Below are 15,449 nucleotides of genomic sequence, written 5' to 3' on the forward strand. Positions count from 1 at the left end.
TTAACATCTTCTTCTTTTATGTTATACTTATAAAATAATTTTTTTATAACGAAAGGAATTTGACATTATGGATCAACGAAAAGATCAATGGGCATCAAAACTAGGGTTTATCTTATCTTCCGCTGGCGCTGCGGTTGGTTTAGGAGCAATTTGGAAATTCCCTTATATGACAGGGATGAATGGCGGAGGAGCTTTCTTCTTTATCTTTATCCTATTTACAATCATTATCGGATTGCCTTTGTTAATTGCTGAATTTATCATAGGTAGAGGTGCACAAAAAGAGGCAATTTCAGCATATCAAAAGCTTGCTCCAAAAAGTATATTCTCCTTTATAGGTCATTGGGGAGTAATAGGTGCCTTTATATTAATGTCTTTCTATTCCGTTGTTGGAGGATGGGTATTAATCTACAGTCTTCTTTCTATTCCTGGAATGGTTATTACTGATGGTGCACAATACGCAGAATTATTTGCATCGATAACAGGTAATCCATTACTTACTATTGTTGGACTTGCACTATTTATCTTTATTAATTCTTTTGTTATATCTTCTGGTATAAAAAATGGAATTGAGAAATATAGTAAAGTCTTAATGCCATTGTTATTTATTTTCTTTATTATAATCGTTATACGATCTGTTACTTTTGAAGGAGCTATGGAAGGAATACAATTCTTCCTTCAACCAGACTTTTCAAAATTAAATGGTGAAAATATCTTATATGCATTAGGTCAGGCATTTTTCTCACTTGCTGTAGGTATTTCAGTAATGGTTACGTATAGTTCTTATTTAGATAAAAACGTGAGCTTAGGAAGTTCAGCAGCTTCCGTTTCGATTATGAATATATTTGTATCATTGCTGGCAGGACTTGCGATTTTTCCAATTGTATTTTCTTTTGGATTAGAGCCAACGGAAGGCCCAGGACTTCTATTTATCGTTCTTCCTGAAGCATTTGCGCAAATGCCGTTTGGTGAACTATTCTTAAGTCTATTTTTACTTTTATTCTTATTCGCCATCCTAACATCTTCTTTCAGCATGCTAGAAATTATCACTGCAGCTGTAACTGAAAAAAAGAATGTTTCTCGAAAATCTGTTGCTTGGATAGCAGGTATCCTTGTATTGGTTGCTGGTATTCCAGCTGCATTATCTTCAAATGTACTTGCTGACTTCCATATTTTTGGGAAAACCGTTTTTGATGCAAGTGACTTTCTTGTCAGTAACATTATGCTTCCAGCTGGTTGTTTATTTATTTCTATATTTATCGGTTTCAAAATGGATAAACAGCTTGTTAGACAAGAATTTAGTTATGGAAATAATTTAAGTAATGGCGTCTTCCAAACATGGTATCAACTCATGCGTTGGGTAGTACCCTTCACAATAATTATCGTTTTTCTTTACTCAATCGGGGTAATATAAAACTAAATAGATTTTTGTTCCTCTCATCTATTTGATGAGAGGTTTTTTATAATCCGGGTTTCAAGATAAGGAGTGATAGTATGTCTAAAAAAATTATCATTGTCGGTGGAGTTGGGGGCGGAGCGACCGTTGCTGCACAAATTAGGAGAACCAATAAAACGGCAGAAATTCTTGTATTAGAACGAAATGGATATGTCTCCTTTGCAAATTGTGGTATGCCATATTATTTAAGCGGTACAATTACTGATCGTCAAAAATTAATTTATCCTGAGGAAAAGTTTGCACAAAAATATGATCTGACTGTACAAACACATGCAAATGTAACAAAAATTAACCGTAATCAGAAAAGTGTTGTATATGAAAAGCATCAGACAGAACATAGTGTTTACTATGATATTTTAATATTGTCCCCAGGAGCTTCACCTGTACTACCAGATATAGAAGGATTACAACAAGCAAATACATTTCCCTTAAGGACGATTGAAGATATGGATGAAATTGAAAAATTTATTCAATTTAATAATCCTCAATCGGCTGCTATTATTGGTGGTGGATTTGTCGGGTTAGAAATGGTAGAAAGTCTACATAATCGAGGTCTTTCTTGTTCCTTAATAGATAGTTCTGAACATGTATTAAAAAGAATCGACAAAGAAATGGCTATACATATAGATGAACATTTACAGGAAAAAGGAATAACTTTGTATGTCAATGATGGATTAAAAAGCTTTTCAGATGATGGTACTTCCTTACTCCTTTCCAGCGAGAAAACGATCCAAGCAGATATGACTATTATGGCTATAGGAATAAAACCAAATACAGCGCTTGCCATTGATGCCGGATTGGAAATTGGAGAAACCGGTGGGATTAAAGTAAATCAATATATGCAAACTACTGATCCACATATCTTTGCTCTTGGTGATGCAGTGGAAGTCACTGATTTTATAACTGGAGAACCTGCTCATATTGCCTTAGCTTGGCCGGCTCATAGGCAAGCATTCATTATCTCTTCTTACTTGAGTGGCAACCCTATATACGATGATGGTATAATTGGATCATCGATTTTACGCGTCTTTGATTTAACTATTACAGCTACTGGGCAAAACAAACAAACTTTAATCGATAATGGGATTGAATTTGAAGAAACTATAATGAAAGGATATTCTCATGCAGCATATTATCCGGGTTCAAAAGAGCTTTGGATGCAAATTGTCTTTGATAAAAATACTGGACAATTATTTGGTGGAAGCGTAATTGGATTTGAAGGTGCAGATAAACGGATGGCTGTTTTAGCTACAGCAATCAAAGGAAAGTTAACAGTAGCAGATTTAGCTTCGTTGGAATTAGGTTATTCCCCTATCTATTCAAGTGCAAAAGACCCTTTGAATATACTAGGTTACAAAGCTATGGAACAGCTTGGGAATTGATTATGCCCTTACGAATTTGACATTGAGATCCCCCTCTAAGAAACAGATGTAATTATAATCTGGCTACTTAGAGGGGGAGAGTATTTCATTCTTATAAAAAACATCTTATCATCGACGATGCTAGAAGGCTACGTAATGAAAAGATGTTACATAAAAATATATTAATTATCCTCAAATTGATAAATTAGTTCATATTTACTTTCATCTAATAACTCTGCTACATGAATTCTCACACCATGTCCAAATACAATTTCATCCTCAGTCATTGCGACTACCATCGCTTTTGTATTGTTTTGAACATCTAAGAATATATCACCCACTGCCGGCTTTAATGCATCATCTTTTTCTGCTAAATAAGAAATCGACTCATCTTGAATTTGTTGTTCTTCTGGAACAAGATTTTTATCATAATAGGCAATCTCCTGACTAGCCTCTGATTTCCCTGGTACCATTACTACATATTCATTATGTTTCACACCATTATCGCGGGTGGTTAATACATTCCCATTTTCGACTTTTTCTACTTTTTCAATTTCATTCAATGAATAGTGATCAAGAAAATCAGGAGTAGGTTTTACAATTAAAATGTAATCACCCGGCTCTGGTTTTGCATGTTTATCAATGGTGTATCTTTTCCCATAAAATATAAATGTATCATTATGCTGTGGACGATATAACTCAATCTCTTTAGCAGTAGTTAAAATCTGCTTCATATCTTTTAGACGATACATATGAACAGATTTTTTAAACATGGGTTTTACAGAATACACTTTATGCAATTCATTCTCAAAGAAAACAAATTGACCTTTTCTAACTTGATAAAGTTTCATTTAATGTAGCCTCCTTAATTTCATTTCTATAAATAAAATTTTATTAGAATCCATTTTTATATTCCCTTGAAACGCGACTTTTTAAACATAGAACTTTGATTAATGTACATTTGCTTTCATATGTGCAAATGGTAATGAGGTGTCTACCTCACCATAAAGCCTTTCTTCAGGAAATTCTATACCTTCTGTCCATTTATTAAAATCAATAACATATGGATCAGTATCTCCTCCTAAACTGAACCAAACTTTCCTGTCTGCAGGCAGATACCCAGAGGTGTGGATCGTACCTCCCCAATTTTTATATTGTTTAGAGAAAACTCCTTTATCCGTATCGTTCATCATGCGAAAAGCTTCTTCTGCACTTAACTTATTAACGCTATTGTTTTGCATTGCAACTAATCGGCGATAGGAATCATCTAAGTAATTTCGATTTTCTGATGTTAAATTTTCAAAATGATTGGTACACAAATTTCCTTTTCTCACCGATGTTCCACGTGCAGATCCTTCGATTATAAATGTTTCTTCTTGTTGATCCAATACTAAATAACTAAATGCATACCGATGTGGAATTTCTTGTAGTAATTGTACTGCTTCCTCTACACTAGAACATGTTTCTAATACAATTCGGCTAATCATATTACAGATAAATCCTTCCCCAGGCTTTTTACGATGGGTAAAGTTATATCCCAACACGAGCCCATGTTGGTTCATCCCGTCTAACCTTCCCGTAATACGTTGAGACGGTCCAATACTTGCTAATCCAGTATCCGTAGGTTGAAACAATACCAATCTACCTTCATATGTTTTTGGATGATAATCATAATTCCTAATCATATATTCGCTACTTGTAAATACTGAACATCCACTCGAAGGCAAATTAATTCGATAACCAGCAAATTCCTGAAGAGTATCGGAAAGTGACCACTCAATTCCATCTTTAATTCCCTCTAGCTCTTCCCATATTCCAGGTGCATAAGCATTAATCATAGCTTTTACTTCATCGATATTAACCGTAAATCTCGGCCTCCTTAGTTTCCATTGCTTCTTACGGTTTTCCATTACAAAAGAATTTTTGATACTATCTCCTTGCATTTTTCCAAACTGATAATGTGATCCTCTAAAAGTTATTAGATCTGAATAAATTTGTTGCATGACATAATCACCTGACTCTAATTAGATAGTAAGTACAGTCTACTGAAAAAAATGTATAAAGTGAAATAACTTTCCTCGGCTTTGTTAGTTTAGCTTATAACCCCTAATAAATTCAATAAAAAAACATGAAGAATTTATATTTCTTCATGTTTCAAGTTGTTCTACTTTTATAGATAATGCTTCCCATCGTGCCATTTTTCTCTCTAAGTCTAATTCTACTGCTTGTTGTTTCGCATATAATTCTTGTACTTTTTCTGAATCACTTCCAGCATCAACAATCGCTTGTTCAACTTCTACAATTTGTTCTTCTAATTCTGTAATTTCATCCTCAATCGTATCCCATTCTCTTTTTTCCATATAAGATAACTTCTTTTTCTTCTTCTCATTTTGAGAAGTTTTAGTCGGTGATTGTTTTTTGGGTGTTGGTTGTATTTCTTCTGTTCCCCTTTGCTTTTCAAGAAATTCAGTATAATTTCCATAAAAAGTATCCGTATTGCCATTACCTTTAAATACAATTAATTTATCAACTACTCTATCTAAAAAGTATCGATCATGCGATACAGTTATTACTACTCCAGGAAAATGATCCAAGTAATCTTCCAGAACGGATAGCGTCTGTGTATCCAAATCATTTGTCGGTTCATCTAAAAAAAGCACATTGGGCTCTTGCATTAATACTTTTAATAAATACAAACGACGACGTTCTCCTCCAGATAATGTTCGAATATAGGACCATTGTTGAGCGCGGTTAAATAAAAATCGTTCAAGCATCTGCTCAGCAGTAATTACTTCTCCATCCTCTGTATGAATAACCTCAGCTACATCTTTAATATATTCGACAATACGCTGTTGATCATCTAATTCCTCTTCTCCCTGGGTATAATAACCAATTACCACTGTTTCTCCTATTTTGACAAAACCTTGGTCTGGTTCAGTACGTTTTGCCATCATATTTAGAAGCGTTGTTTTTCCCGTACCGTTATTACCAATAATACCAATTCGATCTCCTGGTATAATAAGATGAGAAAAGTTACTTAATACTTTCTGATTTCCAAATGATTTATGAAGATCTTCAATCTCAATAACATCATTTCCTAGTCTTTTAGAACCCGCTTGAAATTTAACTTCTTCTTTTCTCGTATCAAATGTTTGATTTTTCATCTCTTCTACACGTTCTACACGAGCTCGTTGTTTTGTCGATCTAGCCTTTGCACCTCGTTTCAGCCATGCGAGCTCACGTTTTAACGTATTTTGATGTTTTTGTTCATTACTACGCTCTAGAGACTCTCTTTCCGCTTTCTTCTCTAAAAATAATTCATAATTTCCTGCATACGTATATAAATTTCCTTTATCTAATTCAAAAATTCGGTTCGTTACCCGATTTAAGAAATACCTATCATGCGTGACAAGTAAAACAGATCCGGAATAGGATTGCATATATTTTTCTAGCCATTCAACCGTATCATGATCTAAATGGTTCGTAGGTTCATCCATAATTAGCAAGTCTGCCGGCTGTATTAATGCTTTCGCGATAGCGATTCTTTTTTTCTGGCCACCCGATAGTTTTCCAACAGTAGCGCCAAAATCGGTTATACCCAATTTAGTTAGTATAGTTTTTGCAGTGGTATTGGCTTCCCAAGCTTCTACTTCATCCATTTTTTGTTGTATATGAATTAATTTCTGCTGCAAAGCTACGTCATCTGGGTTATATTCTAAATGATAAAGCGCCTGCTCATACTCTCTCATAACTCGCATGATTACAGAATCACCATAATATATTTGATCCAACACCGTTAAATCTTCTTGCAGATTCGTTTCTTGTGTAACGTATTCTATATGATAATCTTTTGAATGTCTTATCTCGCCCTGATCCGGACTATCCATTCCTGCAATTACTTTAAGAAAACTTGATTTACCTGTCCCATTTACTCCTATAAGACCAATTCGTTCCTTCTGGCCTATAGTTGCGGAGATTTGGTTAAATAAAGTTTTATCCCCATATGTTTTACTTAAATTATCTATGATTAACATTGTACAGACCTTCTTTATTCGTTAATATCATTATCTTCTTTAGTGCTTTTCTTTAATCGAAACCATTCTTTAATTACCAATACTAATAATAATAACATCCAAGAAGTCACTAGATAAAATATCCATGTATTTAATTCATTCATTTGATTATAAAAGCTAGCCATCCCCATCCAAATTAATGCTGTAATCACGAGTTGTCCAACTAATAGCTTCATTTTTGACTCTCTCCATTCAATAAAAAAATACCTAACGTATAGTTTATCTTATACGTAGATATTTTTCTATGGTAATGAAATGAAATATTTTAACTTAGGACTGATTTCAATTTGGAAGATGAGCGAGTATAGTAACGCACATAATTTTTATTTGCAGTAATATATAAACCACTTTTAATTTGATACATATGTCCATCACCTACAGGAAACTTATCTTTTATCACTGTGAATACTTCGCCTTTATGAACAATAACTGCTCTATTTTCCCAGTCAGGACTATTATATGTCCATAAAGAATCTGCCAAAATCTCTAAATACCCTTGGGATGTACCTCCACCACCTGGCAGGTCAAGTGCATTGGCAACACCCGTTGCATGACTTCTTGCTATCGAATTAAGAAATGAGGAAGATTTAAGTTTGTTAGCGTCTTCTCTATGGTCAATAAATCCATTCTCAGTTAATACTGCTGGCATTTGCGATTCACGAAGCATGTGAAAATTCGCTTCTTTCATACCCCTATCATAAAAGCTAGTTTCATTGACAATCGATTGATGTACTAGTTGACGCAAACGATGTGTTTCCGCCTTTCCTGAATAGCTACCATTAAAAATAAATGATTCAAACCCAGTACCTCCGCCGGCATTAATATGAATGGAAACTAAATAATCAGCTTGCCAATTATTTGCCATTGTCGTTCTTTGCGACAGAGAGACCGTTTTATCTGTTTCACGAGACAATCGTACTTCATGACCATCAAATGTTTGTAACAAGTATTCTTTCATACGAAGCGCAATATCTAAAGTGATATTCTTTTCTTGTAATCCATTTCCCGTTGCTCCAGGATCATTTCCTCCATGACCAGGATCAATAAAAATTCGCTTCATACTTATCCTCCTTGTCCATATTTTATTATTTTGCTAACTGATGATCCACAAGTACTTGATGCTGTCTTTTGCCTTTGTATGTCACATAATTATTTTTGAACCAAGCTGTTAATGTAGCTACAATAGTAAAAATTGAAGAAAGTATTTCTCCCCACAGCTCTTGTGTTCCAGGTATGGGATGGTATCCAGCAGTGACCAAAAATTGATTCGTTAAAGCTAGAACAAGTACGATAGTTCGAATAATCGTTCCTTTATCCATGTCCCCACCTCCTTTTTTGTATAAAGGCATGTATTCGTCAATTTTCACACCCTAAAACCAAAAATAATATAAAAAGAGTGTTTTAGTATTTGAAGTGTTATAAGAATAGAGGCACAAACGACCGTTTAGAAACGTACGAGTTGGCTATGTTTTTAGGGCGCTTCGACAATAGTTCAACTTCCTTTTTCTTTTGAGATAAAGAAAACACGGTGAACTTGAAAGCGAGAAGAGCCTTCATGTGCAACATACAGCAAGTCTTCTTTTCACCCAAGGGCATAAGTGCGACTAATCCTCATATTAGTTAAAAACCGCTGCCTGTTAAAAAGCGTCGTCTGCAATAGAAATCAAACAGCATAATATTCGAATTTCATACAAATTATCTTACTGTAAAATTCACTCATGGAATAAAAAAAGAAAAATCAACCGAAATGATTTCATTCCGTTTGATTTTTCTTCCGTCCTTAACAGCTATTCCATTTTGTTATACTCTGCTACCATTTGCTCATAGGTTAGGGCACCATAAGATTTATGCCTGATAATACCTTCAGAATCAATCATATATGTGGTTGGAATTGGACTAATTCGATACGCTTTTGATACTTCACCTTGTTCATCTAATAGGATTGGAAATGTCAGCTCTAATTCTTGTGAAAAACGTACTACCTGTTCCCTATTCATTTCCGTATCGGTTAGATTAACAGCTAGAATATTAGGTTGTAAATCTTGATAAAATCGTTGCATATCAGGCATTTCATGTCTACATGGAGGACACCATGTAGTCCAAAAATTTATCATAACTCGTTCTCCCTTAAAATCTGAAAGTCGGAGTTGTTGACCATCTATTGTTTTCAATTCAAAATCTGGTGCACGTTCGCCAACTTCAGTCCCATTCGCATAAACAGTCATGATTGGTAAAAACATGCTAATGCTTATCACCATAACATATTTTAAAAACTTCATTTATCCCCCTCCATTACAAGCTTTAAACTTAGTTTTCCTGTTCTTTGAATTTGCATACAAGAAAAATTTCATCATGTTTTACTGTAAATATGTAAGCATCGTAAATAAATTTTAAATTTTTCTTACTTTAATGCATAAAAAGTAACTTGAAATATATACTCAAAAGTGGGAAAATTCGTTACTAGGGGAGCTATAGTGAAACTTCATTCAGTCAGGATTATGGATTCGGGCATTTTCTATCAGCTAACTCCACTTGCCCTCTTTGCATTAGCCTCACCATCTTAAAGTGTGAGGATAACTGCCATAACAAGCAGGATAAAGGTCAATGAATTTTTAAATTGCCTCAAGTAAATAAATGGTATAAAAGACGGAGCTGATCATTATGACATTAAAAACCGGTTTGAAAGATTGTATTACCGATGTCGATGGAGTACAGGTTGGACATACAACGCTTTATGAAAAAATAAATGAGATAGATACTATATGTACTGGCGTGACAGCAATATTGCCACATCCAGGCAATTTGTTTCGTCAAAAAGTCATAGCCGGGTGCTCCGTAATTAATGGATTTGGTAAAACAACTGGACTCGTTCAATTAAATGAATTAGGCCTTATCGAATCTCCCATTATGCTTACGAACACACTAAGCGTAGCACCGGTAATGCAAGGAACATTGACGTATATGTTAAATCGTACAAAGGAAATTGGTGATACAACAGGCACGATTAACTTGATTGTTGGTGAATGTAATGACAGCTATCTAAATTCTATTCGATTACAAGCGATTACACCATCGCATGCTATTAAAGCAATTGAGTCAGCAAGTACAAAATCATGCGAAGAAGGTGCAGTTGGTGCGGGGACAGGTATGCAATGCTTTGGCTACAAAGGAGGAATTGGAACAGCATCTCGTCTTATTGAAGTTGAAGATGTTACCTATACCTTAGGAGGACTCGTTGTTAGTAATTACGGAAAGCGAGAACAAGCAACATTTGCTAATTGGGAACACACAGAGCAGGAAACACCAGATGGATCTATTATGATGATATTAGCTACAGATGCACCATTATCCGACCGCCAATTAAAGAGAATTACCAAACGATGCGCTGCAGGTCTTGGACGAACAGGAAGTGCTATAGACCATGGAAGTGGAGATATAGCGATTGCTTTTTCTACAGCAAACCAAGTGTTGCATGATTCAAAAAATCATCTGACAACTGCAACTTATATTCGCGATGATCATCCAATGATGAATCAAATATTTCAAGCCGTTGTCGAGTTAATTGAATCCTGTGTACTTCATTCTCTTCAGAAATCCGAAACTACATTAGGACGATCAGGACATAAATTAGAGAAAGCTCCGTTATAAGAACAAAGGCACTAGCTTCAGACGATTAGTTATCCACTGCATCTAATTTTATAATTTCCTGCAATAAAAAACCGAGCTATAGCTAACAATTACAATTAGCTATAGTTCGATTTGGCCAGCTTTATTTTGATTTTTGAAAGAAAACATTAGGGACATCAGAACGAAAGAGCATTAATTTATTAGTTACCGGATGATAAAATGAAAGTATCTTCGCATGAAGACCCAACCTACCGATGACACTTCTACCTTTGGAACCATAACGTTTATCACCAACAACTGGATGTCCAAGCTCTTCCATATGTACACGAATTTGATTCTTTCTTCCTGTTTCTAATTGCAGCTCCAATAATGAATAACGATCATTTGTTTGCAGAACTCGATAACGTGTAGCAGCTCGTTGACCATCATTCTTTACTCGTGAAGAATACATTTTTCGAGTATTACTTTCTTTGAGCCAAGAGACGATATACCCTTTCTCTTTAGTTACCTGACCTTCTACAAGTGCAACATAAGTGCGTTCTTTTACAATATTTTTCCAATTATTCTGAAGCTTGCGTTTGACTCCCTCATTTTTGGCAAACATCATTACCCCAGATGTATCCTTATCAAGTCGATGAACAACAAATACACGATTAGCTGGATGTTGTTGCTTCACGTAGTGCATTAATTGATGTAACGCCGTATGTTTTCGTTCTTTTTCCGTTGCAATCGAGAGTAACCCAGACTCTTTCTCAATTACAATAATATCTTCATCCTCATACATAATCGACATTCCTACAAATACATCCTGTTGAATTGCTGCTTTGTTTTTCAAGATTCGCACAGTACTACCCTTTTTCAACATGAAATTATGTTTCGTCTCGATATGGTCATCTACGGACACTTGCCCTCTCGTCAAAATCGACTTAACGGAATTCCTGCTCCGGTTATTCATTACCTTTAATAAAAATGGTAAAAGCTGTTCTGGTTCTTCTACCTCATACGTGAGGGAAGCAGATTCCTTCTTCGATCGGGGAGGTTTTCTTTTCTTCATATATCATAACTCCTTATATAAAAAAGTTAAGATGATAACTCACCCTAACTAGAATAGAGCTTTATTCCTTTCACCTTTTTCTAATCTTCATCATTTACATCTGGATCTTCAGGAATTGGCTCTTGTAAATATTCTTCTATCATTTTTCTATATTTTTCCACTTGTTCAAAGTGAGTTGTGAACTGCTGCTTATTTACTAAATATTGCTTGCCGTCATGTATTGCATTAATTTTCCCTTGCAGGACAAGTGCAGATACTGTTGATTCGCTCATTGATAAGTATTCAGCTGCTTCAGGAATAGTAATGTACATGTCCAAGCACCTTTCTCCATTATATTATATATGTTGTACGTTTAGTACATCATTATACTTTGCTTGTTTTTGAATCTGCCCTTTAGCAAATGGACATAGAGGCACAACTGTTTTCCCCTTTTCTCTAGCGTAAGTCACCACATGGTCTAGTAATTGTTGGGCAATACCTTGGCCACGAAGATCAGTAGCTACATAGGTGTGATCAATGACTAAACGATTCTCCCCAGATTCGACAAATGTTATTTCAGCTTGAGGATTACGAATATCTTCACCTACATAAAATTTATTTTCACCCTTACTAATAGTAGCCACACTACCCCTCCTATTATTTAAGCATCTATTACATTATACTCCTATCATTTTATTGGAACAAGCATATATTTTTTCCTATCTTCTTTCATTTATATTGATAGTAATTGGAAGGTACTAGTCAACCTTAGTAGAAAAGGTTGTCATTTCAAATATTAATTTGTCTAAAAAGGATGAAATTTTATTGATAGACGTATATGTTTTCCAACGGCTATAATAATCTTATCTAGAGGAGGTGTCATGATGAAAGAATATATTAAAGTACTGACAACAACTGACTTACCATTACTATTATCCATGGATACTGGTATTATAGATGATTATGTCATTCAAGTTTTTGAACGATTAAGCACTGGTCAAAATCGTATATACGGGTTATTTGTTGATGAACAACTGGTAAGTATTGCTGGTTACTCAATATTTGCCAATCGTTATGTAATGCTCGGCAGACTGCGGAGCGACCGCAGATACCGAGGGAAAAACTACGCTACAAAAATAATGAAATACATTAGAGACATTGCTTTCCAGTTGCCAAATATAACTTGGGTTGGAGGGAATACACAAGAAAATAATCTTGCAGCAAGACGTGTATTGACGAATATCGGTTTAACCGAGCAAGAGACATTATACCCTGCGATAACAAGAGAAATTGATATGTTTATTAACGGAAATAAGAAATGGCACTCCATTGAGAAATTTAATGATAAAGTTAGCTTACTTAAAGATACTTATATCCAGGATGAGCGTATATTTCCTTTTGAATGTTACTATCCATTTCCAGCGACAAATACATTATTTACCAATTCATATATCGATAATTGGAACGTATATGAAAGTCGTCAACATGATTATCCTCTTGTTACGAAGAAAGATGTAAAAAAGGATATATTTTTACAAGTTATTTATCCATTTGCAGATGTTTTTACACAACCAGGATTGTGGGAAACGGTATATGATGACTACCTTAATCTTAATTTTACTCATCCTGAACAGAAAGTATATATTTGGTTAGATATTCCAGAAGCGCATATACATCATCTCCCATCTAATCATCCATTCAGTATTGATTCACCATGGATATTACATGGAATGAGTATAGATAATTGGAAACAATCGAATAAGCACTCTTTATTGGAATATAATTAATCGTAAACTTAAAATTGTAAACTAAGCTAGCAGTTAAAATTTCCTTACCTGTAGTAAATTAGTATCAGAATCAATTTCATAACTCCCAAGCACATTCAATAAATGAGAGTCATAAGTTCCCAGAGGAATAACACGAGATGAAAATCGTATATGGAAAAACTTATTTAATTATGAAATTGATTCTTTAAGTAATGTTTTTTAATTTCATTAGTGAATGACGAATATTTATTTGTTTAAATGCAATCATGAATACAAGAGCAAAGATTACATAACTAACTCCAACCAAAAGTGCACTAGACAGTGGAGAAAGCCATTCCGTTAAAAATCCTGCTAATATCATTGCAATTCCCATTGAACTGTTTTGTATCATAGAAAAAGTACCAAATAAAAAACCGCGTTTGGACTTCGGAAGTATTTTCATTAACACTGTATCGAAACAAATATTGCTGATCCCCCCTACAAAGCTAATCATTATTGCTAATAAAATAGCTTGGTAAAAAAGGTAAGATTGGCTTAGAAAAAGGTGTCCTATTCCTTCAAAGAAAATCATTACAACTGCGATAATAATGTATTTTCCTCGAATCCATTTCGTAATAAACGAACTCAAAACAAAACCAATACCTAACGCACCATAAATTAGTCCCACTCCAATATTACCTTGACTAAATACATCTAATGCGATCAAATTAAAAACGACATTATCAATACCATTTGCGAGAGGCATCACTGCGAATACAATAAGTAATACACGTAACAATGCAACGTTAAGTATTAGTCTGCTCATTTCACTAAAAGAAGTTTGAGGTTTAACATCTTTTATCCTTTGATAAAAGCCAATCTTTTTGAGACGCCATAAGAGACACGCAGCACATAAAAGAAATAAAGAATGAAAGAAGAATAAGATAATGACATCAAAAAAATAACCCATTAGCCCACCTAGTAATGAACCAAATACGAGTGTGATTCCAATTGCATTCTGTTCTAAACCATTAACGGAAACCAAATTCTTTTTCTGTACAATTTCAGGTATAATCGCAAAACGTACTGGCCTGTAAATAGCATTTCCAATAGAAATAACTAATGCACTAAAGTATAATAACCAAAGTTGCCCCGTACTTACAGCTACTATTGGAAGTAACGCAAAGGGGACTCGCAATAAATCTGCCCAGAATAATAGATTTCCTTTATGAAATCGATCCGCTAAATAACCGCTAATTGGAGCAAAAACAATAGTCGGGAGGACTTGCAAGGATAACAATATACCTAGTGCCATTCCTGATTCAGTTAATTCGTAAAGCAAAGCTAATGACCCTACTTGTGCAAAGCGACTACCGATTCCATTTAAGATAGAACTCCAAAATATCATTTTATAGGTGGATTCTTCATACAGAATCTTTGGAATCATCATAATAGACTATTCTCCTCTTCTAATTAGACATTCATCTAATTAGTTAATTTAAAAATAGACCTGATTACACAGGCCACATTTCTATTGGATTAAGTTCATAAATACCATTTTGTCGAAACATAAAATGATTCATAACGAGTTCACGCCTCACTGTTGCATAATCTTCGTGATATTGCATGATATATTCGTTAATCTCTTTTTCCTTATATGTTTCTCCATGATTTAATCCTCGTATCATATACTCCAAAATAATTAACTTTTTCTTTCTCTGTGCTGGTAGAGCCTCTATCCTTCCTTTACTATCTACAAAGTTTTTTATGACATTTGCTTTCTCTTGATCGGTAACATCAAAGTTCCCAAGCATTTCTTTACCTCCTAATCGAGTAATTGCTAAAGCCGTTCTTTCTAGTTTGTCTTCATTTAGATAGAAATAGATGGTATTTTTATCACGTCGTTGATAAACAATATCAATTTCCTTTAATTTTGCTAAATGATGAGAAATTGTTGGTGGCTTTAACCCTAATTTTCCTGCGATTGCTTGACCGTGAAGCGGACCTTGTTTTAATAAAGTAATAATACGAATTCTAGTTTTATCTCCTATTGTCTTATGAAAATTAACGATACGATCTAATTGCATAATGACACCTCCTCATCTAATTAGATTATAATCTAATTAGATGTATATGAAAACACTTTTTTTTCAATCT

At 34.4% G+C, this 15,449-nt stretch carries 16 protein-coding genes; 4 read left to right on the forward strand and 12 right to left on the reverse strand.

Translation table 11 applies throughout. From position 1 onward, the window contains the following. Positions 1-67: 67 nt before the first annotated feature. A complete protein-coding gene (locus AQ616_RS16455) occupies positions 68-1,411 on the forward strand; it encodes a sodium-dependent transporter (protein ID WP_017796010.1) in 1,344 nt (447 codons plus the stop codon). Between the two features lie 80 nt (positions 1,412-1,491). Next, entirely contained in the window at positions 1,492-2,835 is a 1,344-nt protein-coding gene (locus AQ616_RS16460; RefSeq protein ID WP_069686295.1) for an FAD-dependent oxidoreductase, read from the forward strand. A 161-nt stretch (positions 2,836-2,996) separates the two neighbouring features. On the opposite strand, the gene AQ616_RS16465 is transcribed toward AQ616_RS16460, so the two are convergent. From AQ616_RS16465 to AQ616_RS16495, 7 genes are all read right to left on the reverse strand, one after another. Beyond that, entirely contained in the window at positions 2,997-3,665 is a 669-nt protein-coding gene (locus AQ616_RS16465) for a hypothetical protein (protein WP_017796008.1), read from the reverse strand. Positions 3,666-3,764: 99 nt separating this feature from the next. Next, entirely contained in the window at positions 3,765-4,817 is a 1,053-nt protein-coding gene (locus AQ616_RS16470) for a C45 family autoproteolytic acyltransferase/hydrolase (protein ID WP_017796007.1), read from the reverse strand. A 144-nt stretch (positions 4,818-4,961) separates the two neighbouring features. Continuing rightward, positions 4,962-6,848, reverse strand: a complete 1,887-nt coding sequence (locus AQ616_RS16475; protein WP_069686296.1) for an ABC-F family ATP-binding cassette domain-containing protein — start codon at positions 6,846-6,848, stop codon at positions 4,962-4,964. Between the two features lie 14 nt (positions 6,849-6,862). Beyond that, positions 6,863-7,063: a hypothetical protein gene (locus AQ616_RS16480; protein WP_017796005.1), complete on the reverse strand. Its 201-nt coding sequence runs from the start codon at positions 7,061-7,063 to the stop codon at positions 6,863-6,865. Positions 7,064-7,152: 89 nt separating this feature from the next. Next, positions 7,153-7,947 carry an N-acetylmuramoyl-L-alanine amidase gene (locus AQ616_RS16485; RefSeq protein WP_017796004.1) on the reverse strand — a complete coding sequence of 265 codons (795 nt, stop codon included), beginning with the start codon at positions 7,945-7,947 and terminating at the stop codon, positions 7,153-7,155. Positions 7,948-7,972: 25 nt separating this feature from the next. Further along, on the reverse strand, positions 7,973-8,206 hold the full coding sequence (locus tag AQ616_RS16490) for a phage holin (protein ID WP_017796003.1): 234 nt from the start codon (positions 8,204-8,206) through the stop codon (positions 7,973-7,975). Positions 8,207-8,674: 468 nt separating this feature from the next. After that, on the reverse strand, positions 8,675-9,166 hold the full coding sequence (locus tag AQ616_RS16495) for a peroxiredoxin family protein (protein WP_017796002.1): 492 nt from the start codon (positions 9,164-9,166) through the stop codon (positions 8,675-8,677). Between the two features lie 382 nt (positions 9,167-9,548). Here AQ616_RS16495 and AQ616_RS16500 point away from each other — a divergent pair, with 382 nt between their 5' ends. Further along, the gene (locus tag AQ616_RS16500) at positions 9,549-10,535 is read left to right on the forward strand and encodes a P1 family peptidase (RefSeq protein WP_017796001.1); all 987 of its coding nucleotides are present in this window, start codon (positions 9,549-9,551) and stop codon (positions 10,533-10,535) included. A 121-nt stretch (positions 10,536-10,656) separates the two neighbouring features. Here the strand turns inward: AQ616_RS16500 and AQ616_RS16505 are convergent, their stop codons facing one another. The 3 genes from AQ616_RS16505 to AQ616_RS16515 all read right to left on the reverse strand — a co-directional run bounded on the left by AQ616_RS16505 (position 10,657) and on the right by AQ616_RS16515 (position 12,191). Continuing rightward, positions 10,657-11,568 carry an RluA family pseudouridine synthase gene (locus AQ616_RS16505; RefSeq protein ID WP_069686297.1) on the reverse strand — a complete coding sequence of 304 codons (912 nt, stop codon included), beginning with the start codon at positions 11,566-11,568 and terminating at the stop codon, positions 10,657-10,659. Positions 11,569-11,648: 80 nt separating this feature from the next. After that, positions 11,649-11,879, reverse strand: coding sequence for an excisionase family DNA-binding protein (locus AQ616_RS16510; protein ID WP_026133724.1), 231 nt, complete (start codon positions 11,877-11,879; stop codon positions 11,649-11,651). Positions 11,880-11,903: 24 nt separating this feature from the next. Next, positions 11,904-12,191 carry a GNAT family N-acetyltransferase gene (locus AQ616_RS16515; RefSeq protein WP_011065253.1) on the reverse strand — a complete coding sequence of 96 codons (288 nt, stop codon included), beginning with the start codon at positions 12,189-12,191 and terminating at the stop codon, positions 11,904-11,906. Between the two features lie 240 nt (positions 12,192-12,431). Here AQ616_RS16515 and AQ616_RS16520 point away from each other — a divergent pair, with 240 nt between their 5' ends. After that, positions 12,432-13,334: a GNAT family N-acetyltransferase gene (locus AQ616_RS16520; RefSeq protein WP_069686298.1), complete on the forward strand. Its 903-nt coding sequence runs from the start codon at positions 12,432-12,434 to the stop codon at positions 13,332-13,334. Between the two features lie 184 nt (positions 13,335-13,518). Here AQ616_RS16520 and AQ616_RS16525 read toward each other — a convergent pair whose 3' ends face one another. Both AQ616_RS16525 and AQ616_RS16530 read right to left on the reverse strand, forming a co-directional pair. Beyond that, the gene (locus AQ616_RS16525; protein ID WP_069686299.1) at positions 13,519-14,742 is read right to left on the reverse strand and encodes an MFS transporter; all 1,224 of its coding nucleotides are present in this window, start codon (positions 14,740-14,742) and stop codon (positions 13,519-13,521) included. A gap of 64 nt (positions 14,743-14,806) precedes the next feature. Continuing rightward, complete coding sequence (locus AQ616_RS16530; RefSeq protein WP_069686300.1) at positions 14,807-15,379, reverse strand: DUF2087 domain-containing protein; 573 nt, start codon at positions 15,377-15,379, stop codon at positions 14,807-14,809. Positions 15,380-15,449: the final 70 nt, after the last annotated feature.

The organism is Oceanobacillus sp. E9 (assembly GCF_001741975.1).
Lineage (GTDB): Bacteria > Bacillota > Bacilli > Bacillales > Amphibacillaceae > Oceanobacillus > Oceanobacillus kimchii.